The 23,063-nt window shown below is 69.3% G+C and carries 18 protein-coding genes and 1 tRNA gene; 7 read left to right on the forward strand and 12 right to left on the reverse strand.

Going from position 1 to position 23,063, the window contains the following annotated elements; translation table 11 throughout:
• Positions 1-239: 239 nt before the first annotated feature.
• A complete protein-coding gene (locus GT354_RS47635) occupies positions 240-1,256 on the reverse strand; it encodes a YncE family protein (RefSeq protein WP_161364082.1) in 1,017 nt (338 codons plus the stop codon).
• Positions 1,257-1,468: 212 nt separating this feature from the next.
• A complete protein-coding gene (locus GT354_RS47640) occupies positions 1,469-2,266 on the reverse strand; it encodes a polysaccharide deacetylase family protein (RefSeq protein WP_346012506.1) in 798 nt (265 codons plus the stop codon).
• A 416-nt stretch (positions 2,267-2,682) separates the two neighbouring features.
• Between GT354_RS47640 and GT354_RS47645 the strand changes: the two genes are divergently transcribed.
• On the forward strand, positions 2,683-3,924 hold the full coding sequence (locus GT354_RS47645) for a hypothetical protein (protein WP_161364053.1): 1,242 nt from the start codon (positions 2,683-2,685) through the stop codon (positions 3,922-3,924).
• A 138-nt stretch (positions 3,925-4,062) separates the two neighbouring features.
• Here the strand turns inward: GT354_RS47645 and GT354_RS47650 are convergent, their stop codons facing one another.
• On the reverse strand, positions 4,063-6,618 hold the full coding sequence (locus tag GT354_RS47650) for a DUF262 domain-containing protein (protein ID WP_161364056.1): 2,556 nt from the start codon (positions 6,616-6,618) through the stop codon (positions 4,063-4,065).
• 711 nt (positions 6,619-7,329) lie between these two features.
• Positions 7,330-7,413: transfer RNA gene (locus GT354_RS47655), tRNA-Leu, on the reverse strand.
• Positions 7,414-7,620: 207 nt separating this feature from the next.
• Here GT354_RS47655 and GT354_RS47660 point away from each other — a divergent pair.
• The 6 genes from GT354_RS47660 (at position 7,621) to GT354_RS47685 (ending at position 12,554) form a co-directional block, all read left to right on the forward strand.
• The gene (locus tag GT354_RS47660; RefSeq protein ID WP_161364058.1) at positions 7,621-7,806 is read left to right on the forward strand and encodes a hypothetical protein; all 186 of its coding nucleotides are present in this window, start codon (positions 7,621-7,623) and stop codon (positions 7,804-7,806) included.
• Positions 7,803-8,456, forward strand: coding sequence for a hypothetical protein (locus GT354_RS47665; RefSeq protein ID WP_161364059.1), 654 nt, complete (start codon positions 7,803-7,805; stop codon positions 8,454-8,456). Before GT354_RS47660 ends, GT354_RS47665 begins: the two co-directional genes overlap by 4 nt.
• Complete coding sequence (locus GT354_RS47670; RefSeq protein WP_161364062.1) at positions 8,453-8,803, forward strand: hypothetical protein; 351 nt, start codon at positions 8,453-8,455, stop codon at positions 8,801-8,803. The genes GT354_RS47665 and GT354_RS47670 overlap by 4 nt, the downstream gene beginning before the upstream one ends.
• Before the next feature lie 102 nt (positions 8,804-8,905).
• Positions 8,906-9,964 carry an FAD-dependent oxidoreductase gene (locus tag GT354_RS47675; RefSeq protein ID WP_161364084.1) on the forward strand — a complete coding sequence of 353 codons (1,059 nt, stop codon included), beginning with the start codon at positions 8,906-8,908 and terminating at the stop codon, positions 9,962-9,964.
• A gap of 770 nt (positions 9,965-10,734) precedes the next feature.
• Positions 10,735-11,769 carry a terpene cyclase gene (locus GT354_RS47680; protein WP_161364064.1) on the forward strand — a complete coding sequence of 345 codons (1,035 nt, stop codon included), beginning with the start codon at positions 10,735-10,737 and terminating at the stop codon, positions 11,767-11,769.
• Positions 11,770-11,987: 218 nt separating this feature from the next.
• Positions 11,988-12,554 carry a prepilin peptidase gene (locus GT354_RS47685; RefSeq protein WP_161364066.1) on the forward strand — a complete coding sequence of 189 codons (567 nt, stop codon included), beginning with the start codon at positions 11,988-11,990 and terminating at the stop codon, positions 12,552-12,554.
• Between the two features lie 37 nt (positions 12,555-12,591).
• Here the strand turns inward: GT354_RS47685 and GT354_RS47690 are convergent, their stop codons facing one another.
• The 8 genes from GT354_RS47690 to GT354_RS47725 all read right to left on the reverse strand — a co-directional run.
• Positions 12,592-17,898 (reverse strand): LysM peptidoglycan-binding domain-containing protein, encoded by a 5,307-nt coding sequence (locus GT354_RS47690; RefSeq protein ID WP_161364068.1) that lies wholly within the window; start codon positions 17,896-17,898, stop codon positions 12,592-12,594.
• 65 nt (positions 17,899-17,963) lie between these two features.
• On the reverse strand, positions 17,964-18,422 hold the full coding sequence (locus GT354_RS47695; protein WP_161364071.1) for a Tad domain-containing protein: 459 nt from the start codon (positions 18,420-18,422) through the stop codon (positions 17,964-17,966).
• 1 nt (position 18,423) lies between these two features.
• Entirely contained in the window at positions 18,424-18,834 is a 411-nt protein-coding gene (locus GT354_RS47700; RefSeq protein WP_237536171.1) for a TadE family protein, read from the reverse strand.
• Between the two features lie 57 nt (positions 18,835-18,891).
• On the reverse strand, positions 18,892-19,287 hold the full coding sequence (locus GT354_RS47705; protein ID WP_161364075.1) for a TadE family protein: 396 nt from the start codon (positions 19,285-19,287) through the stop codon (positions 18,892-18,894).
• Between the two features lie 86 nt (positions 19,288-19,373).
• A complete protein-coding gene (locus tag GT354_RS47710; protein WP_161364077.1) occupies positions 19,374-19,700 on the reverse strand; it encodes a hypothetical protein in 327 nt (108 codons plus the stop codon).
• An 82-nt stretch (positions 19,701-19,782) separates the two neighbouring features.
• Positions 19,783-20,658, reverse strand: coding sequence for a hypothetical protein (locus tag GT354_RS47715; protein ID WP_202513109.1), 876 nt, complete (start codon positions 20,656-20,658; stop codon positions 19,783-19,785).
• Positions 20,655-21,635 carry a type II secretion system F family protein gene (locus GT354_RS47720; protein WP_161364080.1) on the reverse strand — a complete coding sequence of 327 codons (981 nt, stop codon included), beginning with the start codon at positions 21,633-21,635 and terminating at the stop codon, positions 20,655-20,657. Before GT354_RS47720 ends, GT354_RS47715 begins: the two co-directional genes overlap by 4 nt.
• A gap of 4 nt (positions 21,636-21,639) precedes the next feature.
• On the reverse strand, positions 21,640-23,063 hold a 1,424-nt coding region (locus GT354_RS47725), incomplete at its 5' end, for a CpaF/VirB11 family protein (RefSeq protein ID WP_202513110.1).

Here is a 23,063-nt window from a genome sequence, read left to right on the forward strand (position 1 = left end):
GGGGCTGCGCACGAGCCGACGGCCACCCATCCGCCCAGCATCACGACCGCGGCGAACCGCCCGGCCCGGCCCGAGATCGACCACTTCGTATTCACACTCGCCAATCCCTTTCGAACGGGTATCCCTGCGAAGGAGGGTGGTCGCTGGACGATCACCCGGTCCGGTGAACCGAGACGATCGCCCGGCCGGGTCACCCCGACACGTTCGCGCGGTCCGGTCTCCCCGAGACGATCGCCCGGTCAACGGAAGATGCCGGTGTGGCCGAGCGAGTAGCGGCCCGGCTGCGGATACACGCACAGCCCGTGCGGTCCCACGCCGACCTTGATCCGGGCGAGCAACCGGCCGTCGGCGGTGTCGATCGCGTACACCTCGCCGTGGTAACGGCCGCTGAGCCACAGCACCTTGCCGTCGGCGGAGACACCGCCCATGTCCGGGCTGCCGCCTCCCGGAATATGCCACTTCGCGACCAACTTGCCGGTCGCGAAGTCGAGCACCGACACCGAGCCCTCGTCGCGGTTGGAGATGTACAGACTCTTGGAGTCGCGACTGACGTACAGGCCGTGCGCTCCCTGGCCGGTCGGCAGCAGGGTGGGCGTCTCGAACGTGTCACCGTTGAGCACCCACAGGCCGTCGGCCATCATGTCGGCGATGTACCACGTGCGACCGTCGGGCGAGATCTTGACGTCCTGGGGCATCGAGTGGCCCCGCGGGATCTTCTGCTTGGCCAGTACGGTCATCGAGGCGGTGTCGACCTTGAGCAACTCCCCGGAGAACTCGCACGAGACGATGAAGTACTTGCCGTCGGGCGAGAAGTCGGCGTGGTTGACACCGGCGCACTGGGCCGGCACGGCCTTGACCACGGCCATGGTGTGCGCGTCGCGGAACACCAGTTGCCGATCCATCGAGGCCATCACGACCGAGTACTTGCCGTCGGGCGTGAAGTAGAGGTTGTACGGGTCCTCCACCGACACCGTGGGGCCGGTCTTTCCGGTGGCCGGGTCGAGCGGGGTGAGGCTGTCGCCGAGGTCGTTGTTGATCCACAGGGTCTTGAGATCCCACGACGGTACGACGTGCTGCGGTTGGTCGCCGACCTTGATGGTTTCGACGACCTTGTAGGTGGTCGGGTCGATCACGCTCACCGTGTCGGACTCGGTGTTGGGCACGTACACCCGGGAGGGGAAACCCTTTACCGTGTCGGACAGTTGATTGGGCCGATCGGCTGCGTACAGGTCGTTCGGGTCGAGCAGCGGCGGCATCCCGGGCAGGTCGTTGGCGGCCTTGGGGGCCACTGCCGGCTCGACGGCGGGCACCGCGGGCACCTGCGCGGGAGCGGCGGTCGCGGACGGTGGCGGGGCGGCCTCGCCGTCCGTGTCGGACCCGCACGCGACGGGTCCGAGAAGGCAACAACCGGCGAGCAGGGCGGACAGCCGGAGGCGGCTGCGACGGGCGGCAGGAAGAAGATTGGTCATCAGCTGACGAGCTCCGACGTCGTGACGGCGCGCAGTCCTCTGGTCTGCAATCCGTCGAGGATGGTGGGCAGGGCGGCAACGGTGTCCGGGTATCCGAAGTGCAGGCTCACCACGGAGCCGGGCCGGACCGCGTCGAGGACGCTGCGGCTGACGGCGCGGGCTCCGGGTCGGGTGTAGTCCAGCGAGTCGACGTCGTACCCCAAGGCGTGCGCGTATCCGGCGCGACGAGCCTGGGTGGCGACCACGGGGGTGCAGTCCCGGGCTCGGGACGGCCGGAACCAGCGACCCGCCGAGCCGGTGAGGCGGACCAGTCGGTCGGCGCACCGGGTGATCTCCGCGTACGCCTGATCGGCCGTCATCGACGAGATGTCGCCGTGGTTCATGGTGTGGTTGCCCAACTCGTGGCCGCCGGACAGGATGCGGCGGGCCAGGTGCGGCTGCTCGTCCAGCCATGTGCCGACCGCGAGGACGGTGACGCGGGCGTCCGCCGCCTCCAACAGGGTCAGCAGCGCGGTCGCGATGTCCGGGCTGCCCTGCCCGTGAAACGTCAACGCCACCTGCGCTCGGCCGGTGGGCCCCGTGCCGACCTGGAACGGAAGGTCGGCGGGCAGCGGTGCAAGTGCGGGTGGCACGGCGGCTGATGCCGGTGGTGCGGCGCCGGGCGCGGCCGCGGGGGTGGGCGCCGCGTCCGGCGTGTTCGCCCGGTCGACCTTCGGCGGGCCCCCGGTGTCGGCACACGCCCCCGACGCCGCGCAGGCGACTCCGAGGGCGGCGGCTCGGGCCAGGATGCGGAGCACGCCTCGACGGTGAGGAAATGTCACTTTTATGACATTACGGGGATTTCACGTCATGGCAACTGTATGTATACATATGACAACCCCATGTCACCCCAACCACTCACTCGGACCAAGGTTCGCCGCCGCCTCGCCACCGCCTCGCCACCGCCTCGTCGCCTCTCACGACAGGCCCAAAGTGGGCGATTTGCAGCCTTTGACGTGATCGACTACTTATCGTGAGCGAGTGCGCACCTCGGAGCCGGACCCGATCCCCCGGCCGGGGGGCCTGCCGCGCAACGCAGGGCCGCGCAACGCAGGGCCGCGCAACGCAGGACCGCACAACGCAACGCAACGCAGGGCCACGCGACGCGAAGCCCCGCGCAACGTAGGCGAGATAGGCCGGGTCGAGGCCCGATCGGCACGAGATGAGGATGCGCATGCTTCGTTTTCGGATGGCCACGGCGGTGGTCGTCGTGGCGGTACTCGCGGCCATCGGCTTCGTACTGTTCGCTCGTGACCACGGGGATCGAGGCAGCGCGGCGATGCCCAAGGAGAAAGCCGCGGGCGGCCCGGGAAGAGCAGGCCCCGGCGCGGTCGAGGCCGGCGTCGGGGCCGCGGCGGCGCCGGTACGCCTGATCGGCGACGGCTCCACCTCCGACACGGGCGCGCAGCCTCACCAACCCGCGATCGACAAGCTCAAGCCGGGCGAGAAGCCCCCGCAGTTCGTGGTCTTCTCGTGGGACGGCGCCGGCGAACAGGTGGGCATCAACCTGTTCGAGCGCTTCCGCCGAGTCGCCGCGGACAACAACGCCAAGATGACGTTCTTCCTGTCCGGCATCTACGTGCTGCCGGAGGCAAAGAAGGCGGCGTACCGACCCCCGCTGCACTCGGTGGGCGCGTCCGACATCGGCTACCTCAAGGACGAGAACGTCCGGCTGACGATCGATCAGGTACGCAAGGCGTGGCTCGACGGCCACGAGATCGGCACCCACTTCAACGGCCACTTCTGCGGCGCCAAGGGCGGCGACAAGTGGAGCGTGGCGGACTGGAAGAGCGAGATCGAGCAGTCGTACTCGTTCGTCGAGAACTGGCGCACGAACACCGGCTACACCGACCTGGCACCGTTCCCCTTCGACTACCGCAAGGAACTCGTCGGCGGCCGCGCACCGTGCCTGGAAGGCGGCCCGCTGGTCCGGGCCGCCAAGGAGTTCGGCTGGCGCTACGACTCCTCCGGCAAGGGCGGGAACCAGGTCTGGCCCAAGAAGGACAACGGCCTGTGGGACATGCCGCTCCAGTCGCTGCCCTTCCCGGGCGGCGGCACCCAACTGTCGATGGACTACAACATCATGTACCAGCAGTCGGGCGGCAAAAGCACAGACGACAGCGCCAACTTCGCGACCTGGGAGAAGCAGGCGACCGACATGCTGATCGGCGGCTTCAACCGCGTGTACAACGGCAATCGCGCCCCACTGATCATCGGCAACCACTTCGAGCGCTGGAACGGCGGCATCTACATGAACGCCGTCGAACAAACCGTCAAAACCGTCTGCAAACAAGACGGCGTCCGCTGCGTCTCGTTCCGGCAACTGACCGACTGGCTCGACGCCCAGGACGCGACCGTGATCGCCAAACTCCAGGCCATCGAAATGAACAAAACCCCCAACTGGCCCACTTTCTGAGCGCGACACTTCTCGCCGTCCCGCACGTGTGGACCCCGTCCCTTTCGGACCCGGATGAGCGCGTTTTCGGTCGACGATCGACGGGTTCGCCCCGTGCGGCTTGCCGTCACCCAGCGGTGGTCAAGGCGCTCACGCCGCTCACCCGGCGGCGGTGTCGGTCCCGGATGCGATGTCCGCGAACCAGCTCAGCGTGTCCCGGAGCCTGCTCAGGTTGTCGGGGTCGCCGAGGACGGCCATGGGAAAGCTGGGGCGGAGCGCGAGCTTGCCCACGGGGATGTCCACGCCGTCGAGCCGGTTGAGGCGGGTACGGAGCTCGCTGCGCAGGGCGGGGTCGTCGAAGGGAGCCCGGACGGCCAGGTACTGGAAGACCACCTCGACGTAGCCGCTCCCGCCGTAGGTCGGATAGACGGCCAGCGGCCAGATGCTCTTGTCGCCGGGGCGTTCGAGGGTCAGGAAGCAGCTGGTGACGGTGGCGCCGGCGCCGAACTCCCGGATCCCGCCGAGGTCGGCCCAGTGGTCGAGCAGACTACGAACCGCGTCGGCCTCGTCGGGGGCGTTGTGTTCGGTGAGTTGAGCGAGAAAGCGGTTCCACCGGGCCTCCCCGCCGACGGGCACGGTCGGAGGGACCGCGGGGGCGTCCGGGTAATCGGCGAGACCGATGAGGGTGGCGAGGTCGCCGGTGGTGAGCCGCTGAGTCGGCTCGGCCAAGCCTCCCTCGGTGAAGTGGACGCCTTCGGATTCCAAGACGGTGCGGACATCGCCGCGGTCGTGCCCCGGGCTCCAGCGGAAGCCCTCCGAGATGCGGCCGGGAGCGCTGAGCGCGCGGTGGGCATTGACCAGGCCCACCGAATCGGCGAGGTGTCGCCCGACGGGGACCGCGTGAGAGCCGATCAGGGTGGCGAGATCGCGGTACGTGGTCCAGGTGCCGTCCGGCATGGCGGCGAGGGCTTGGTGGAGAAGGTCCCAGTCACGTCCACGCTCGACTCGCTCCACACCCGGCAGCGGCGCAGGCCACAGCCGAACGGCACGACCGGCGAGTTCGTCTGCGCGGGCGAGGATATCCGCAGCCCCCCAGGTTTCCGCGGCGGCGATGCGCTGGTTCATCGCCAGGTGGCTGCCGGCGAGCAGGTCCTGCTTGCGCTGGAAGGGATGGTTGGACAGTTGGGCGTTCTGCCCCGTCAGGGTGAGATTGCCCAGGGTGTGGACCAGACGACTGTGTACGTCCTCGGCCGATTCGCCGTCGGCGGCGCCTTTGGCGAGGAGGGCGAGCCAGTCCTCGCCGGGGCTCTGCGGGAGGACGTGCTCGATGGTGAGGTCGGCTTTGGCAAAGTCGACCGGTTCGGGGTGACCCAGGCTCTCCTCCAGTCGGCGCAGCACGATCTTGCGCTGGATGCCGCGACTTTGCAGGTAGAACGGCTTGGTGCGGATCGCCTCGCGCAGGTCTTCGTCGGTGGGCCAGAACCGCTTGGTGGCGGAGAGAACCCGGTGCAGACCACTGACGATCGGTACTCGTGCGGGCAACTGCGCGGGAACGGCCTGGAAGATGCGCACCAGGTTGTTGGTGGGAATGCGGCACAGGGTGCGCCGGACCAGGAAGCTCTCGATGTACGAGAGGGCGAGGACCAGGTCGTCGTCGGAGAGTTCTCCGGTCGTGTGCTGGTCGAACAGGGCCATGAGCACCGGGTAGGTGGTGGTCCCTTGCCAGTCCTGGAGCCGGTGAAGGTGGTCGCGGACGCGGGCGTCCTGCTCCTGGTCGGGGTTGAGGATGCGGACCAGGTGTCCGGCGCGGCGGTGGAGTTCGACGACATACGCCTCGACGGTGGCCTCGTCGGTGCCGATCACATCGAACCGTGCCTGTTGGGCGGCGTAGATGTCTTGGAGGCGTACCTGGTCGTCGCCGTCCAGGACAAGCTGCAGCCACATCAGCTGTTCGAGTTGGGCGTTGGTCAACTGCTGTTGAAGCGGAAGCCAGTGCGTGGCGTACACGTTTTCGTCGCGGGTCGGCAACCGCATGAACAAGTAGTTGCGCAAGAGGTCGGCCTGGCTCAACTTGAGGCCGGTGTTGTTCAGGGATTCGAAGATGCGGTGGACGTTGTCGGCCTTGTCCGCGCTGATCTCGACCAGGGTGAGCCGGGTGGTGACGGCCTGCTCGACAAGTGCGACGTCGTAGGGATCACCGACGTCCGCGATCTTGAGAAGTTCCTGTCGGAAGAATCTGTAGGCGGCGGCGATACGGTCACTCCCGCCCCCGTTGTGGGTCGCGTGCACGTGCTGTGCGTACGTGTCACGGTCCGCCTGGGTGGGCAGCAGGCGCAGCCGCGCGTCACCGTTCTTGTACTTGTTGATCAGATAGACGTCGTTGAGGCGTTCACGCTGCATCGGCTCTGCGGCGGCCACGTGGTCGCGGACGGCCATCAGCGCGAGGGAGAGGGTGGTCAGTCGCTGTTGGCCGTCGACCACCAACCATCGGGTGAACGACGCGGCGGTCTGCGGGGAGGGTGCCAACACCACGGAGCCGAGGAAGTGCGTTGCGCCGGTTGATCCGTCGGCCAACAGCTGCGCCTGCTCCAGGACATCGCTCCACAACGGCCGCAGTTCCTTCTCCGTCCAGGAGTACGTCCGCTGGTACAGCGGGACCTGGAACTGCTTCTCACCCTGGACGAGCGCGGCGAACGTGGTTTCCTTGGCGTGCATGTGCTTCCCCCGGGCCGGTTGCCGGTCTGCGCGACACCGTCGCAGACTCCGCCGACATCCTCCCCGGTCCGCTGCCCGGGCGTCGAGCTCGATGTCCCACCCGGCACGGACTCACTCGACGCGGGGTCGCAAGCGCAGGTTCGGCAAGCGCAGGATCGGCGAGCGCAGGATCGGCTCACACGATCCGGAGAACGTGCCGAGAGCCCGAGTGCCACCTGCCACAACCCGCACGGTGCAACGGACCGGTTCCGGTGACTGCGGAGGCGGGTCGCCCACCGCACGATGCGCGGGATCGCCGCGCAGGCGGCTGTTGTCTCTCGACGCCGCGATCACCGCCCGCGAGCGCTTCAGGCTGCACCGCCGTCAGGGCCCCGACGAGCGTGGCTCGGTGCGTTTCCGGTGACAGGCCGCCGATCCCCGACCCCGCGTCGACTGCCCCCGACGCGACCGCCCCCACCCGTCGCAGCGCGCTCCGACGCCCTGGCGCGCCGCCGCGTCGGCCATCGACCAGCCACACCACGAACCGAGCGCCCCTGGCCACGGGGCGCTTCGACATGCCCACACCAACAGGGGCTGTGCCGCGACACCCCATCGACCACGCAGACCAGAACGAATACGCCCCGAAACCCCGAAATCCCGCCCGACCTCAACGGCCGAAACGGGATTCGTCAGTCCATCTCAGGCCGTCTCAGAGACGACCCACCAGCTGTGTGTCCGAGGGGGGACTTGAACCCCCAAGCCCTTTCGGGCACTAGCACCTCAAGCTAGCGCGTCTGCCAATTCCGCCACCCGGACGAGTGGTCGCGGGGCTTGCGTCCCGCGTGCGTTGCAAGGATAGCAAGGTTCGGGAGGGCTTTGCGACATGGTTACCCGTTGGTTGGTTTGGCCGGATCTCGATGGTGTTTCGCGGGTGCTGTGCGCAGGTCGTGGGGGCGGGTGGGTGTGGGTGGGCCTTGGGAGGGTGAACCTTTCCGCGAGGCGTCGACGTGGGAGGGGAATCGTATGAAGCTCGGCAAGCCGCTTGCGACCGGGGTGGTCGAGGAGCAGCGGGTGGTGACGGCGTCGTTCGAGCCCGAGCGGGACTCGGGGGCCGTGCAGGGCATGGAAAGCGGGGCCGGGGCGCGGGAGACGGGCGCGGACGGCCTGCCTGCCGTGGCGGAGGTCTCGCCGGGGGTCGCCCGGCGATGATCGGGCGGCGGCTGCCCGAGGAGCGGCCGAGGGTCGCGCCCGTCGGGTACAAGATCGCGACGTTGTTGCTGTCCGCCGGCGGGGACCGGGCCGGCTTCGCCGGGGTGTCCATCGGGCGCGGGCAGACGTACGGCGTCGAGGACGACGCGCGGTGCGCGTACGGCCGGCGGCACGCGTCGCCGGCGCCGCGGTGCGACTGCGGGTTCTATTGCCTGGGGTCCGAGGCCGAGGCGCGGGACTTGTTGTGTGTGACCGAGTACCGCTTCGCGGCGCTGCTGACGGTGGACGTTCTCGGGTCGTACATCCGCTACCAACGCGGCCTGCGCTACAGCCGCCAGCGGGTCACCGCCGTACGGGTCGGCGCGTGCGCGTGCGGGAATCCCGCCGAATTGCTGGTCGACGCGGGCGCGGGGATGACCGGGCGGCGGGCGTTGACCGGCTGTTGCCTGTCGTGCGCGGCCGGGCGGATCGGGCTTTCGTTCGGGGCGTACGCGCGGCTCGCCGGCGTACCGGTGACCGCTGACGCGAGCCCGTACGTGCTGGGCGAACGCGACGTCGTGCCGCGGCTCGTCGCCGAGGTGACGTTGCTTCAGGCCAGACTCGATCGTTGTCAGGAGCAGCTCGGGCGGCTCCTGGGGTCGGACCCTTGAACGGCGCCGAGGAACCGAACGCGCGCGAGCTTCGGGCTGCGTTGGTCGCGTGGGGGTTGTTCGTCTGCACGGTTCTCGTGGTGCTCGTCGACTTCGTGGTCGTCATCGCGGGCTATTGGCAGGCGACCGACGACTGCGTACGGCAGTGGGGGTGCGGGGCGCCGGCGACCGAGAGCGTCGACGACTCGTTGATCGCGTTCGGTACGAGTCTGCTGGCGTTGCTGCTCGTGACGCTGTCGGTGACGCTTCCGAGGGTGGGGCTGCGGGCGGTACGGCAGTGGCTCGCGGCGGTGGCGGTCGCGGGGCAGATGGTCGGGCTGACCGCAGTGGCCGGCGCCACGGGCTGAACCGGGAAGGATCTCCGGTGGGCGTCGGTTCTTGCCCGCGTGAGCGGTTTCGAGCGGTTCGAAGCGGGCGGCCGCCCGGTGGGCGACGGGCGCCGGGGCGAAATGCTGGACGTGGTCGTGATCGGTGCGGGTCAGGCGGGTCTGTCGGCGGCGTACCACCTGCGGCGGTCCGGGCTGTCGTTCGTCGTGCTCGACGCCGACGAGGCGCCGGGTGGGGCGTGGCAACATCGTTGGCCGACCCTGCTGATGGAGGCCGTACACGGGATCCACGAGCTTCCGGGTATGGCCGTTCCGGCCGTCGATCCCGCGCGGCCGGCGTTCGAGGCGCTTCCCGAGTACTTCGCCGCGTACGAGCGGGCGTTCGACCTCCACGTGGTGCGTCCGGTGCGTGTGGCCGCCGTGCGCTCGATCGCGCCCGGTGGGCTGCTCACGATCGAGACGGACGGCGGTACGTGGACCGCCCGCGCGCTGATCAACGCGACCGGGACGTGGGGGCATCCCTTCGTGCCGTACTTCCCCGGCGCCGCCGCCTTCCACGGCCGGCAGCTGCACACGGTGGAGTATCGGGGGCCGGCCGAGTTCGCGGGCCGTCACGTGGTCGTGGTCGGCGGGGGCACCTCGGCCGTTCACGCGCTGGCGGAGATCGCCGAGGTGGGCACGACGACGTGGGTGACTCGGCGGGCGCCGGTGTTCCGCGAGGACGGGTTCACCTCCGACGACGGGCGGGCGGCGGTGGCGAGGGTCGAGGAGCGGGTGCGGGCCGGGCTGCCGCCGGAGAGTGTGGTGGGGGTGACGGGGTTGCCGCCGACGGCGGCGGTACGGGCGGCGCGGGAGCGGGGGGTGCTGACGCGGTTGCCGATGTTCGATCGGATCACGGTTGACGGGGTCGAGTGGGCTGACGGTGGTTCGGTACGCTCCGACGCGATCTTGTGGGCCACCGGATTTCGCGCGGCCTTGCGTCATCTGGCGCCGCTCAACCTGCGGGAGCCCGGCGGCGGCATCCGGATGGACGGGACGCACGTTGCGAAAGATCCTCGGATCCACCTGGTCGGCTACGGCCCGTCGGCCAGCACCATCGGCGCCAACCGCGCGGGGCGCGCGGCCGCGCACGATCTCAAAGCACTGCTCACCAACGAGAGCACCGTTCACATCGCAGCCTGACGCTCTCGGCGGGGGCGGCAACACCGGTCGAGGCGCATCCCGCCGTAGCGTTCTCGGAGCCCCGCACAATGAGAGCACTGATCTAGGTTGTGGGCACTGATCTCGGTTGTGGGCACTGATCTAGGTGGGCATTGCTCGCAACCAAGAGCACTGCTCATGGAATAGAGCGCTGCTCACGGTCGGGAGCGGAACTGCGGCACCACAGATGTGAGCAGTGCTCACAATAAAGAGCATTGCTCATCTTCAAGATCGCCACTCACGTCCGAGAGCATTGCTCACAATCGAGAGCACCGCTTACAAGAAAGACTGCCCGCTTCAGCAAGGGCATCGCTCACGATCAAAAACACCAAGCGTTCAGCAACGAGAGCACGGCTCGTATGCGAGAGCGCCGCTCACAAGCGAGAGCGCTGCTCACAAGCCAGAGCGAGAGCACCGCTCGCAAGCGGGATCGAGGGCACCGCTCGCAGGCGAGAGCACTGCTCGCAAGTTCGACGGGTGTCCCCCTCGACGATTTCGTTCAACCGGCCGATACAACCGGCCGATTCACCCCGGAGCGCAGTGTGAGGACACCGCTCGCAACCGAGAGCACTGCTCGCATTGCAGTTCGGTGCTCTCGGATTTTCTTCGCCTTCGGGCCCACTTGAGCCCCCTCCCCGACTCCCTCGATTCGCCACCCATTGCGCGCCACCCCCTCCGCACCGCCCCCCGGATCTTGCGCGGGCGCCGTAGATGCGGCATAACGGTGATCACGCAACGGGTGGGGAGACCACGTGCCGCAGGATGTGCTGTTCGCGATTCCGTTCGAGGCTCCGGTCAGCCCGTTCCTGAAATGCGGACGATCGCGCCATCTCGACTGGGTCCGCGACCGCGGTTTCGTGACCACCGACGAAGGGATGCGCGAGTACGCGGCCTGGGACCTCCCCCAAGCGGTCGCCCGCACCTACCCCTACGCCGCCGCCGACGACCAGTACATGCTGATGAACTGGTTCTCCCTGGCCTTCCTGGTCAACTACCAGTTCGACGTGGCCGCCCCCGAACACCCGGATCGGGTAGCGGAGATCGCGCGCGAGCTGATCACCATCCCGTTCCGCGAACCCGGCACCCCGCCCGACATCACCTCCCCGATCACCCTCGCGTGGGCCGAGGTGTGGGCGTGGATGTGCGACGGCACGTCCGTCATGTGGCAGAACCGCTTCGCGGCGAACTGGGCCCGGTTCCTGGCCGCACACGCCACCGAGGTCCGAGCGAGCGCGTCCGGCGAGGTGCCCGATCTCGACGTGTACCGCGTCATGCGCCGCAACACCATCGGCATCCCGCACTCGCTCGACGCGATCGAGCGCAGCCGTCGATTCGAGGTCCCCGCCCAGATACAGGCGCATCCGCTCATGCGGCGCCTGCGCGAGGCGGCCACCGACACCATCGCCTACATGAACGACATCCACTCCTTCGAGCGCGCGGAACGCCGCGGCGATCCGCACAACCTCGTCGTCGTCCTGCGCCACCGCCTCGGCTGCTCGCGCGACATCGCCGTGCGCGAGGCGACCCGGATGACCTACGAGCAGCTCGACACGTTCATGACGCTCCAGGCCTATATGCCGCAGATCTGCGAGGAGTTGGGCCTGGGCGGCCCCGACCGTACGGCCGTGGAGATGAGCGTCGAGGGCATGCGCAACTGGATCCGAGGCAACTACGACTGGGGCCTGAACTCGGGCCGCTACGCCGCGCCCCAGGCCGCCCTGGACCGCCTCGTGCCCGGCTGTGTCGACGACCTGCTCGGCCCCACGGCCGACCTTCGAGCACGCTGACGCGTCGCCACACGGCCCACCGGTCCCCGACACCGCGCCCACCGCCCCGCTTGCTGCCGAGGTCGGCGTACCGGATCCGTGTTCGCCGCGCGTGCCATCCGTCCCCGAGACTCGATCTAGATATCTGGATATCGAGGTGACGATGCGTCGCCGCCCCACGAACCGATCCGCACGCGACCGATCGCGCGGCGGTCACCCGTCTGACAGGATCCGATGCCGTGCGGATATCTCCGATCCATCTCGACGAGGACACCGCCGGCGTGCTGCGCCGCGATCGGGTCGTCATCGGTGCCGGCTTCGCGGTCGGCGCGGGTCTGTTCGTCTGGCGCGTGGGCGTACACGCGGTACTGCCCGCGCTGTTGGTGTTCGCGTTGCTCGCGGCGGCGCTCGTGGTGTGCGACGTACGGCTCACCCGGCTACCGGATCCGCTGACGTTGCCCGCATATCCGTTGCTGGCGGCGCTGTTGGCAATTCCACTGGACGGCGCGGCGTACGTCCGCGCGTTGATCGCGGCGGCCGCGATGTTCGTCGGGCACTTCCTGCTTGCGCTGTTCGTCGGCGGGATCGGTCTCGGCGACGCCAAGGCCGCCGGTCCGGTCGGGATGGTGCTCGGCTGGGTGTCGTGGGCGGCGCTCGTTCAGGCGATGGTGATCGCGTATGTGTGCGTGGGTGTGTACGCGATCGGGCTGGCCGTCGCCCGCCGGGCCACGCGCGGCAGCGTGGTCCCGTTCGGCCCGTTCCTCCTCGGCGCCGCCGTACTCGTGCTCGCGGTGACGGGCGCGTGAGTACGCACCCGCCACCGCACGCGCGGTCGATCGGCCGTCAGTCGTCGAGCAGATCGCGCAGCAACTCGACGGTGAGCGGCTCCGGTTCGGCGCCCAGGCCCGCCAACAGGCCGTCCAGGCGATCCACGTAGTAGTCCAGTTCCGCGCGATCACCCGTTATGTGCGTCGCTCGGAACATCGTGCGGTAGAGCATCTGCGATTCCGGGCACACCACGAGCCCGACCGAGCACGCTCGCTTCGCGGCCTGCGGGTCGTGGTTGTCCAGGTGGTAGTCCGCGAGCCGAGCCGCGACATCGACGATCTCGGCGATCATCTGCTGCCGGAACGGCTCGGCCCACACATAGCGGCGCGGACCGACCCCGTCGAACGGCGCGTCGCGCACGATGTCGAGTGCCCGCGCGTAGTCCAGGGCCACATCGTGATTGCCGTACAACCCCACCGCGACCAGATCGCGAAAGCGGAACCAGTCGCAGGCGAAGCCGGTCGCGAACCGGTAGCCTTCGCCGCCGACTGCGGCCGGCAGGTGGCTCGTACCGTCCTGGTTCGTACCCACCCACCGCCGCAACTGGCTGATCGCCGAGTTGCGTGCGGTCGCGGTCACACCCAACGGCCAGACGGCCGCGTCCAGTTCGCGTACCGCGCCGCCGGGGTGCAGGGCGATCCACGCGGCCAACTCGGTCAGCCGCGCGCGGCGGCCGTGCTCGACCTCCTCGCCGACGCCGATCAGGTCGACTTGGCCCAATATCCGAATCTCCGGATAGGTGGGGGCGAATCCCTCCGCGGGCGCACCCGTTACGGACGGCGTCTCGACCGTCGCGGCCGCGACGGGCGGCGCGACGTCCCAGGTCGACCCGACCTCGGGGGCGTCGACGACCGGGACCGTCTCGGTCTCGGGCGCCACCACGAGGAACATCCCGGAATCCTCGGCCGTCAGGCCCTCTTGGACTTGGCCCGGCGCGCCCCAGTACTCGGCCGAGGGCATCTCGAGGCCCCGGACGGCCGATTCGGCCACTCTGGCTCGTTCCCCGCCCTGCACCAGGTCGACTTCGTCGTCCGGTCCCAGAACCTGGACAGGGGCGCCGATCGGAACGTCGATCCGAGCCCCTCGATGCCCTTCGGCGCCGAGCGTCGGGCGCGAACCGTAAACCTCGTAGGTGCCTTCGGGGTCGTCGGGGACGTCCCACGGCGGAGCCTGTTCTTCGGTGGTGCTCCGAGCGTCGATCGGCACTGCTGTTCCCTCGTCCGGGGCCTCGGCGGCCGTCACCGGCTCCGCCGGGTGCCCGGCGCCACCGGCGGGTGCGTACGGGTGGTCGTCCTCGGGATCGCCCACCCCTTGGAGTACTGCTTCGTCGTGCACGGCCTCCCGATCCGGTCCGTCTTCGGCCGTCCGACCCTCGACGAACTCGGGCTGCGGCGTGCCCGGTTCACCGAGAACCGGGTGCACGAAGGCCGGCTCTCCGACCGCCGTTTCGCCGTGGCTCTGCTCTCCGGGCGCCGGTGTCCCGAAGCCTGGATGTGCGAAAGCCGGCTCGCTCGAGGACGATTCCCCGAACGACGACTCCCCGAAGGATGCCGCCACGGACGGTTCACCGCCATATGACGGTTCCCCGTACGGCTCTTGCGCATACGGCAGTTCGTCATACGACTGGATCTCCGCCGGGGCACCCGCGTCCGGCCGTGCCGTGTGCGCCGGTTCGGGACGTGCGGGCTCTCCGTACGGGCTTTCCAGGCCCGGTTGCTCCCCGTACAAAGCACCGTCGTACGGGCCGCCTTCGTATGGGCCACCGTCGTACGGGCCACCTCCGTATGGACCGCCTTCGTACGGACCGCCGCTGTAGGCACCGCGTTCGTGCGAATCGACGTCGTACGGTCCGGCCTCGTCCCGAGCGCCGTCGGAGGGCTCCCCCGGGTGTGAACCACCCCCGGGCGGCTGCCCGTCGGTGGCGGCCGCCGGGCCGTCGTCGACCTGTTCTCCGTAGGGCGAGTCTTCATCACGCGGTTCGCCGTACGCCGGTTCCTCCGGTGCCGGCCCCTCGGGTGCCGGTTCCCCGTACACCCGCTCCTCGTCGGCCCGTTCCTCGTGGGCCGGCTCTTCCCGAACCGACTCCCCATACGCCGGCTCGCCGTACGTCGGGTCCCCATACGCCGGTTCGGCGTACGTCGGCTCCCCATAGGCCGGTTCGGCGTGCGCCGATTCGCCGGGCGCGGACTCGGTCCGGCCCGACCCGGGCCCTACTCCCGACTCGGTCGCCGGATTCGCGCCGGCGCCCTGGAACAACTGTGGTTCGTGGTCGCGGCCTTCGCCGTTTCCCGCACCGTCGCCGTAGCCCTGCGGTTCTTCCGGGAAACGCGGCAGCGGCAACGACCCGGTGTCCTGCGAAGCCCCCCCGCGTTCGATCCGTTCCGGCGGCGCCAACGGCACGCCGACGGCAGGGAATGCGGCGGCCCCCCAGGAACCGAACCCACCGGATCCGCCACCCGACCCACCGGGTGCACCGGGCATCCCGGGCGCACCCGACACACCGGCCCCACCCGATCGACCGATCGGTCGGCCGCCGGATCCGAACGGCGGTTCGTACCCGCCGTTCGCGCCGAACCCCCGCTCGTCCGGCTCCGGATCGGTCGGGTCCGGTTGATAGTGCCCCGAGTGCTGCGAGTGCCCCGAGTGCTCCGAATGCTGCGAGTACCCCGACTGCTTCGCCATCGGGTCGGGTTCGGTATCGACCGCCGTGCCGCCCGCCATCCGGGCCGGGCGCTCCATCCCGCCGACCGCCGACCACGCGGCGGAGGACATCGTCCCGCCACCCACGTGCGCCGGCGCCGGCTCGTGCACCGGTCGCTGACTCGGGATCAGCACATCGTCGGCCGGCACTCCGTCGAGGTCCTTGGACACCGTGAACATGCTCACCAGCGCCTGGTACTGCGGGTCCTCCAAGCGCTGCACGTGTACGTCGGCGTTGATCCGACTGGGCGTCACCACGCCCGGCACCGTGGGCAGTCGGGTCACGCCGAGACCGCTGAGCCACGGTTCGGCGTGCACGGGCGCCACGATCGCGGCGGCTGCGCGCGGGTAGGTGTTGGTGAGTCGCTGGATGTGTCCTATGTGCGCCTCGGTCAGCGGCTCCAGGGACAACACGATCTCCGGCGGCCACGTGTCGGGCAGGATGCCCTTCGTCCTGGCCTGGCGCGGCGAGGTGAGCTTCGCGTCGTCGAGCAGGCCCACGACCTCGTCGGACCACGTGTTCAACCGGCTCAGCGCCTCGTCGAGCGAGTAGGCGTAGCGCAGTTGCTGCCGGCCCTCGCGCTCGACATCACGCAGTTCGCGCCCGAATCCGACGACCGTCACGCACAGGTCGTCGCTCCAAACGTTGGACAGCAGCTCCACCGAAAGCGCCCGAAGCACGGCCAGGTTGTCCTCGCCGGAGCCGTCGGTCAACCCGACCACGCCGAGCGATTCGAGGTCGACGAGCAACTGCCGACCGTCGTCCGTCTCACCGAGTACGGCAAGGGCCGGATACGGCGCCGGTACGTTGGCCGCCGCGCTCGTGTGCAGCAACTCGGCGTCGGCCGGGCACGTCCAGTGCATGTGGTCGCCGTCGACGGCCTCGAACGGGTAGAGCGGCGGCGACGGGGCGGCCAGGTGCAATTCCAGGCGGCGGTCGGTCAGTTGCACGGAGTCGATCAACGGCAGCGTCCGGCCTGTGTCGGACATGCGCGCGCACAACGTGCGCAGGGTCCGGTCGAACAGGTCGAGCGCGTCCGGCGTTTCGGTGGCGCGCAGCTGCTGTTCGAGGTCGGCGGCGGCGGGCGCGGGCATCGCGATGCGGCGCCCGTCCCGGCGAACCGACTGCTGGAGCCGACGCCGTACGAGCAGTGCTCCGAGCACCGCTGCGGCACCCACCGCGCCGAGTGCGATCACGCCCACGGGCAGCGAACTGTCGTCGCTGCCAGGGTCGGGGGCCTTGGCCTCGGTCCCGGCCGGGGCAGCCTGGTCGCTCCCGCTTCGGCCCGCGGTGTCGGGCGGCGTCGCCAACCCGTTCGGCGCGTCCTGCTTGGCGGTCCACGGCGGCGTCGGAACGTCCTTCGGCAACTGGGCCGGTTGCTGTTGCACCGGCGGCTGTTGAGCCGGTTGCTGTTGAGCCGGTTGCTGTTGAGCCGGTTGCTGTTGAGCCGGCGGCGGCTGCACAGGCGCCTGCTGTACAGGCGCCTGCTGTACAGGCGGCTGCTGCTCAGGCGGCGTCACCGGCGGCTGTTGCTGTGCAGGAGCGGGAACCTGCGCAGGAGCGGGAATCTGCGCCGGACCAGGCACCTGCGCACCACCAGGAACCTGCGCCGGCGGCTGCGCCCCGGTCTCCGCCGGATCCTGTCCACCCGGGATCGCGAGCGTCCACCCGGGCTCGATCGCGTTGGGATCGGTCAGCGTCACGCCACTCGACTGCGGCGCGTCCTTGTTCGCGGCGAAGATCTCGGGATAGCGGTCCCCGTCCCCGAGCAGTTCCTCCGCGATGTCCGAAAGCGTGTCCCCGGGTTTGACCGTGACGGTCTTCGGCAAGGCCTTCTTCTCCCCCGCCTGATCGCCGGGCGAAGCCCCAGGCGCGGATGCGGGCCCGGTCGCAGGCACGTGCGCGTCCTTGACCTCCGCCGGCGGCGAGGCGTTCGGCGGCAACGCGAGCACCCAGCCGACCTCGACGTAGTCCGCCGAGCGGAACGTCGAACCGTCCGCCATCGGCTTGCCCTCGTTGAGCTTGGCGATCTCGTTCCAGCGTTTGCCGTCACCGAGGCGTTCCTCGGCGATGGTCCACAGCGAATCCCCGCGCTGGACCGTGTGGGTGGGGCCGGCTGCCGGCGCGGGTTCGTGGACCCGGACCGGGATCTGATGTTCCACCACCTGAGTGGGCGCGGTCACCACGGTCTGCGGTCGCGCGGTCTCGGCGTGCGCCTCGGTGGTCCCCGCCGCCAGGGCGGTACCGGCCGGCAGCAGCAACAGGATGCCACCGACGAGGGCGCCGGCCGCCTTCTGGCTCCAGCCGAGCCCGCGGATGCGCGGCGCGGACATCCCCCTTACCTGCGCCGGGATTTCGACCACGACCGAGATCGCGAAGCACAACCACGCGATCCACGCGACGATCGCGAGCGCGGCGATGAACCCGGTCCCGTCGTCGGGCGCGGTCAGGACCTTGCTCACCTCGCCCAGTGCCGGTAACCGGTGCGGCAACAGCGTCGTCGTGGCCACCACGAGCATCGCGGGCAGGCCGACGAGCAACGCGAGCAGCACGGCGAGGCTGAGCAGGCCGCGCACGAGGTCGAACAGGAAGCGGCCGGGTCCGCGACGCTTCCTGCGCACGTCGCGGCCCCGCGCGTGCGCCCGGGGACCGGGACCGGAGCCGGGTCGAGGGCCTTGGGTAACGGTCACGGTGCGTCCTCCGGGTTTCGGATCCCATGGACGAGCCCGGCACGGGCATGGCCTTGTACGGAAATCGTGTCGGCGCCGAAGAAGGCGGCGACCACAGTCTTGTATTCGAGGGTGAGACTCACCTCGATGGTGCGCCCGTTGTCGACGACGTCGACATCGATGCTGTCCTGTCGGACGGGAGTGCCGGCGAGATATCGCCGCGCGGCACGGTCGGCATCGGCCTTCGGCACGATGATGGCCTCGCCGGGGATCGCCCTACTGACGTCGATCGCCTGTCCTCCGGCCCGCGCAGCCTCCTGCGCGTAGTCGTGCGCCTTGGCATCGGCCCGCATCTTGCCGCCGCCGTCGACGGTGAGGCCGATCAGCAGGATGATCGCGGTCATCATGATCGCCACCATCACGCTGAGGCTGCCCCGATCACCGGGATCGTTGCGCGGACGGACTGTTGACGCCACGTCAGCCCCTTTCCCGGTAGCGGTCGACGACGGATGAGAACCGTCCTGTCATCGTCTTCGATCCGGGTGTGCCCGGGAAAGCGACTCCGGACAACGAAACGACGCAACTCACGGTGACTTCGACTTTCCCCAGATCAACATTGCCCAACGCGTCGATTTTCAACGCGTGATACGTGGCGGCCACGTCGAGCGGCCTGCAACTCAGCCCGTCCTGGTCGAGCGACTTCGTGGCCGCCTTCAGTGCCGATGCCTTGAGCGCCGTCGCATCCCTCGGATCCCGCGTGATCGAAGCCTCACGCGCCGCCTCCTTCGCCGCGGAATCCACCGCGTTACCCGCCAGCGTGGTCCGCCCGAACGCGATGACCAGGCACAGGAACAAGATGACGACCGGCGTCAGAATCGCCGCCTCCAAAGGGAACGCCCCATCGTCCCCTCGCGGGAGCCCCCACCACCGCCTCATCGCCCACCCTCATCGGTTCGGAACGGTCCAACGTTCCATCGGCCCACTCGCGTGCTGTACGACCGTGATCTCCGGGAGACCGGGCACGATCGACAACGACGTGCCCTTGACGCTCACCTTTATCCAGGCATCCGCCTGGGCCTGTTGGCCGTTCGGCGGGGTCCTGGTCACCTCGCTGGTCACCGACACGTCTCGCAGCGTGCCGCCCCCAAGGCTCGCCGCCAGCTTCCGCGCCTGTTCCTCGGGACCGTACGGGCCCTTGTCCGTGGTGGTGCGCCCCGCCTCCACGCCCTCCTTCGCGGCGTGCAGTGCCGCCTCCCTGGCGTACCACCACAGGCAGCCTTGAATCACCGCCAACAACATCAACATGAAGACCGGGAAGACGATCGCCATGCTGATGGACATGCCGCCGCGATCCGGCCCGCCCGATCTTTTCAGGCGATTCCGGATCGCGGCTTTCATCCCCGTGACGCGCATCGGTGGGCCGCCGCCTATCCGGCGGTGCTGCCGTTTCCTCTGGGGTTGTCGCCCCCGGGGCCCTTGTAGTTGTTGTCGGACTTCTCCAACTGGCCCTGATAGTGGTTCCACAGCGTGATCACCACAGCCGCGATGGCCACGGCCGCGGCGATCAGCACCGCCATGATGATCGCGGCCTCGATGCTCACCGCCCCGTGGTCGCGCTCTTTGCGCAGCCGGCGGTAGCGGGCGGTGACACCACCGGTGAGCATGAGGACAAACGCCAGACTGGAGGGCGTGATGGCCTGGATCTTCGATTCCACGGTATCCACGAACGCGGTCGTGGATTTTCCGTTCCTCATAACCGGGCTTCCTTCCGGTACACGGATCGGGGACGTACGCAGGATGGTGCGGGAGCAGGCTCGGGTCATCGATCGCATTTCCTTAAAACGACATCATTCGTGCGATCGCGGGATAGCCCAGGGTGATCCCCATGATCACCACGAGCATGGTTCCCGGAACGGTCAAACGCTCGGAGTCCTTGTTCGCCGCTTCGTGCTCGTTGGCGAGGAGTTCGGTACGCAGCGACTGGGATCGGGCGCGCAACGTGCCGTAGACGGCGGCGCCTTCGGTACCCGCCATCTCGATGATGTCGGCCACGTCGGCGAGTTCGGGCAGGTCGAGATCGCGGGCCAGGTCGTGCAGGCCGGCCCAGGGATCGATGCCCGCGACGCGTGCGCGCGCGAGCGCGTCACGGATCCGCAGGAACGCCCACCCTTCCCCGACCATCGCGGCCCGGTCCAGCGCCTCGGCGGGCCCGGCATCACCCGACCGCTCCAACGCGACCAGGTCCAGGTACGCCGCCGCAGCGTGTTGGAACTCGATCCGGGCCGCCTTCGCCTGATCGCGCAGCGCGAAGTCGGGGACGATCCACAGCCCGAGCGCGGTGAGCAGCGAGACCGCGAGCGGGATGTAGAAGCTCACTCCGACGCCGGTGATCACGAGCACGGCGGACAGCAACGCGGGCAGCAGGAGCCCCATCAGGGCGAGCATGACCTTGGTGCGCATGAAGTGCGCGACGGTCTCGCCCACGAGGTCCAGTTCGCGGTGCGGGATCTTGGCGCCGGGGATGCGCTGTGCGAACGACACGATCCGATCGTCGTAGCGGTTTCCGGTCTGCTCGGTGCGCCGCTTGGGACTTCCCGAAAGCCGGTGCAGCGCCTGGCCCAAGTCGGGCGGCGCGGGCCACAGTTCGCGGACGAGCAGGGCGATCCCGCCACCGGCCAGGCAGCCGGTCACGATCATCACGGGAGGAATCATGTCCACTCCTTGCGCAGCACCGCGGGCCGCGGCGTCCCCGGATCGGGCTCGGCAAGCTGCTCGTCGACGCTCTTGGCCTGCTTGACCACGCTGCGCGGATCGGACACCAGGAAACGGGGGTTGACCTTGTCGGCGGCCAGTCCGCGCATCCACATCAGCGTGCCGACGTACGCGAGGGCCATGAGCAGCAGCACCAGTTGCCCGACGGCGGAGTGGTAGGGCTCGGCGTAGTCCCGGTTGATCACGATGACCAGCGAGATCATGCCCAGGGTGAGGTAGGTGATCCACCGCACCGCCATCCGTGCCCCGGCGCGGTCCGACTCGATCGCCCGGCGTTGCCGGACCTCTTCGCGCACCGTGGTCGCCAAGTCCTTGAGCGCGTTGGCCAGTCCGGGCCCGCGATCCTCGGAGCGCAGGATCAGCGCGGCGGCGATCTTGTCCGCTGTCGCGTCGCCCAACTCGGCGGCGAAGGCGCGCAGGGCCTCGTCGGGACGCCAGCGCGACTGGAGTCGACTGACCAGGTCGCCCACGTACGGTTCGATGATCGCGGGGCAGGTGGCCCGTGACGTGACGATCGCGTTCTCCAGTCCGGCGCCCAGTTCGATCAGGTCGGCGATCCGCCGGGTCCATTCGGCGAGTGCGTCGAGCCGGTCGATCAGGCTCCGGTCGCTCTTCGTCGGCGCCAGCAGCCACGGCAGGCCGACGATCGCCACGAGTGCCAGCAGGCCCGCCATCATGAATCCGCTGAACAGCCACACCAGGGCGGCGGCGATGCCGCCCACCGTCCACCGCGCGCGCCGCACTGTGCGCTGACGGGCTGTCACCGGGCCCGACTTCATCCGCTGGAGTGCCATGTCCAGGCGTCCGGGCGGCTTCGGCGTCGGGTCGTCGTAGGTGCCGACGATGCCGACGACCACTCCCACCAGGCCACCGATCAGCATGCATCCGCACACCGCGACGAGAAGTGCGTCACCCATCAGGTCACCCCGCCTGGTGGAGCTTGAGCTTCAACGGGCGCCATCCGTGCGGCTCGTCGAGCAGGTGCGGGCTGAAGCCGGCGCGCATCAGGTCGGCCATGTCGGAGGGGTACATCCGAGCGACGCCGCGTGGGTCGTCGTTGGTCGGCGCGAAGATGGTGTTGATCGCCGGGCGTCGGTGCTCGCCCATGCCGGTGACCTCCAGGACGTGCGAGACGAACCGGTGTCGTTTGCCGCCGATGGCCGTTTCGTCGATCATCCGCACGAACACGACGTAGTCGACCGCGTTGGACGCGAGGCGGTAGGCGAGTTCGGGGCTCATGTGCGCGCCGTACTCCAGGCACAGTTCGGCGATCCGGTCGAAGATCATGTCCGGCTCGCGCACGTGAAGCGTGCACATCGAGCCGCCTTCGCCGTTGGTCATCACGCGTAGCATCGGCACGATCTCGCTGGAACGGACCTCGCCCACGATCATCCGAGACAGCGACATGCGCAGCGCGGAGGGGATCAGCTCACCGATCGTCAGTTCGCCCGCCGACCTGCCGTCGGCGCCCTTCTCGCCGTTGCCCTCCCGGGCCTCGATCGCGACGACCTGGCGCAGGTGCCCCAACTCGTGCAGGAACAACTCCAGTTCGGTTTCGAAGGTGCCTATGCGTTCGTCGCGCGGGATCTCGTGGGACAGCGCGCGCAGCAACGAGGTCTTTCCGACGCCCTGTGTTCCGCAGATGATCAGGTTCTTCTTGGCGCGAACGAGTGAGCCCAGGAAGGCGGCCAGGGTCCGGTCGAGCGTGCCCAGGCCGATCAGGTCGGCCAACTTCACGTCGCGCACGCGGTGTCGGCGGATCGTCACGTACGTGTGTGGGGTGACCTCGGTGATGGCCTGGAGGCGGGAGCCGTCGGGCAGTCTCAGGGCCAGCGTCGGCTGGGACGTCGACAGCGTGCGCTCGCCGCTGCCGTGTCGCCGGGCCAGGTCGCGCAGCAGTTCCCGCAGTTCCTCGTCCGAGGACGTCAACGGCGGTACCTGGACGCGCGGCCGGTCGGCGTAGTCGACCCATACCGTCTCGAAGCCGTTGACCAGGATGTTCTCCACGGCCGGGTCGGTCAGGTATCGCTCCAACGGCCCGGCGCGGAACAGCCAGTCCCACACGGCCCGGGCCATCGCCCGATCCTCGGCCGGCGTGGTCGAGATGCCCCGCTCGCGCGCGGTGATGTCGGCCCACTCGGCGACGACCTGGGCCACGATCGCGCGCCCGCGCTGCTCGCGATCGGCGACGGTCATGCCGGGCGTGCGCTTGTCCACCTCGTGCAGTTCCTCGGCGGCGCGATCCTTGAGTATGCGCACGATGCCCGGGTCGACGACGGGCTCGCCGGAGGCGTTGCGCGGCGGGGGCGCCATGGCGGCGGACGGCGGCGCTGCGGCCGGTCGGC

This window comes from Streptomyces sp. SID3343 (genome assembly GCF_009865215.1).
Lineage (GTDB): Bacteria > Actinomycetota > Actinomycetes > Streptomycetales > Streptomycetaceae > Embleya.

What these genes read in the sequence shown, in the direction of transcription:
- GT354_RS47635 (WP_161364082.1), bottom strand. Translation starts at nt 1,256, where the DNA reads ATGCCGCCGCTGCTCGACCCGAACGACCTGTACGCAGCCGATCGGCCC.
- GT354_RS47645 (WP_161364053.1), top strand. Translation starts at nt 2,683, where the DNA reads ATGCTTCGTTTTCGGATGGCCACGGCGGTGGTCGTCGTGGCGGTACTC.
- GT354_RS47650 (WP_161364056.1), bottom strand. Translation starts at nt 6,618, where the DNA reads ATGCACGCCAAGGAAACCACGTTCGCCGCGCTCGTCCAGGGTGAGAAG.
- GT354_RS47660 (WP_161364058.1), top strand. Translation starts at nt 7,621, where the DNA reads ATGAAGCTCGGCAAGCCGCTTGCGACCGGGGTGGTCGAGGAGCAGCGG.
- GT354_RS47665 (WP_161364059.1), top strand. Translation starts at nt 7,803, where the DNA reads ATGATCGGGCGGCGGCTGCCCGAGGAGCGGCCGAGGGTCGCGCCCGTC.
- GT354_RS47675 (WP_161364084.1), top strand. Translation starts at nt 8,906, where the DNA reads ATGCTGGACGTGGTCGTGATCGGTGCGGGTCAGGCGGGTCTGTCGGCG.
- GT354_RS47705 (WP_161364075.1), bottom strand. Translation starts at nt 19,287, where the DNA reads ATGTCCATCAGCATGGCGATCGTCTTCCCGGTCTTCATGTTGATGTTG.
- GT354_RS47710 (WP_161364077.1), bottom strand. Translation starts at nt 19,700, where the DNA reads ATGAGGAACGGAAAATCCACGACCGCGTTCGTGGATACCGTGGAATCG.
- GT354_RS47715 (WP_202513109.1), bottom strand. Translation starts at nt 20,658, where the DNA reads ATGATTCCTCCCGTGATGATCGTGACCGGCTGCCTGGCCGGTGGCGGG.
- GT354_RS47720 (WP_161364080.1), bottom strand. Translation starts at nt 21,635, where the DNA reads ATGGGTGACGCACTTCTCGTCGCGGTGTGCGGATGCATGCTGATCGGT.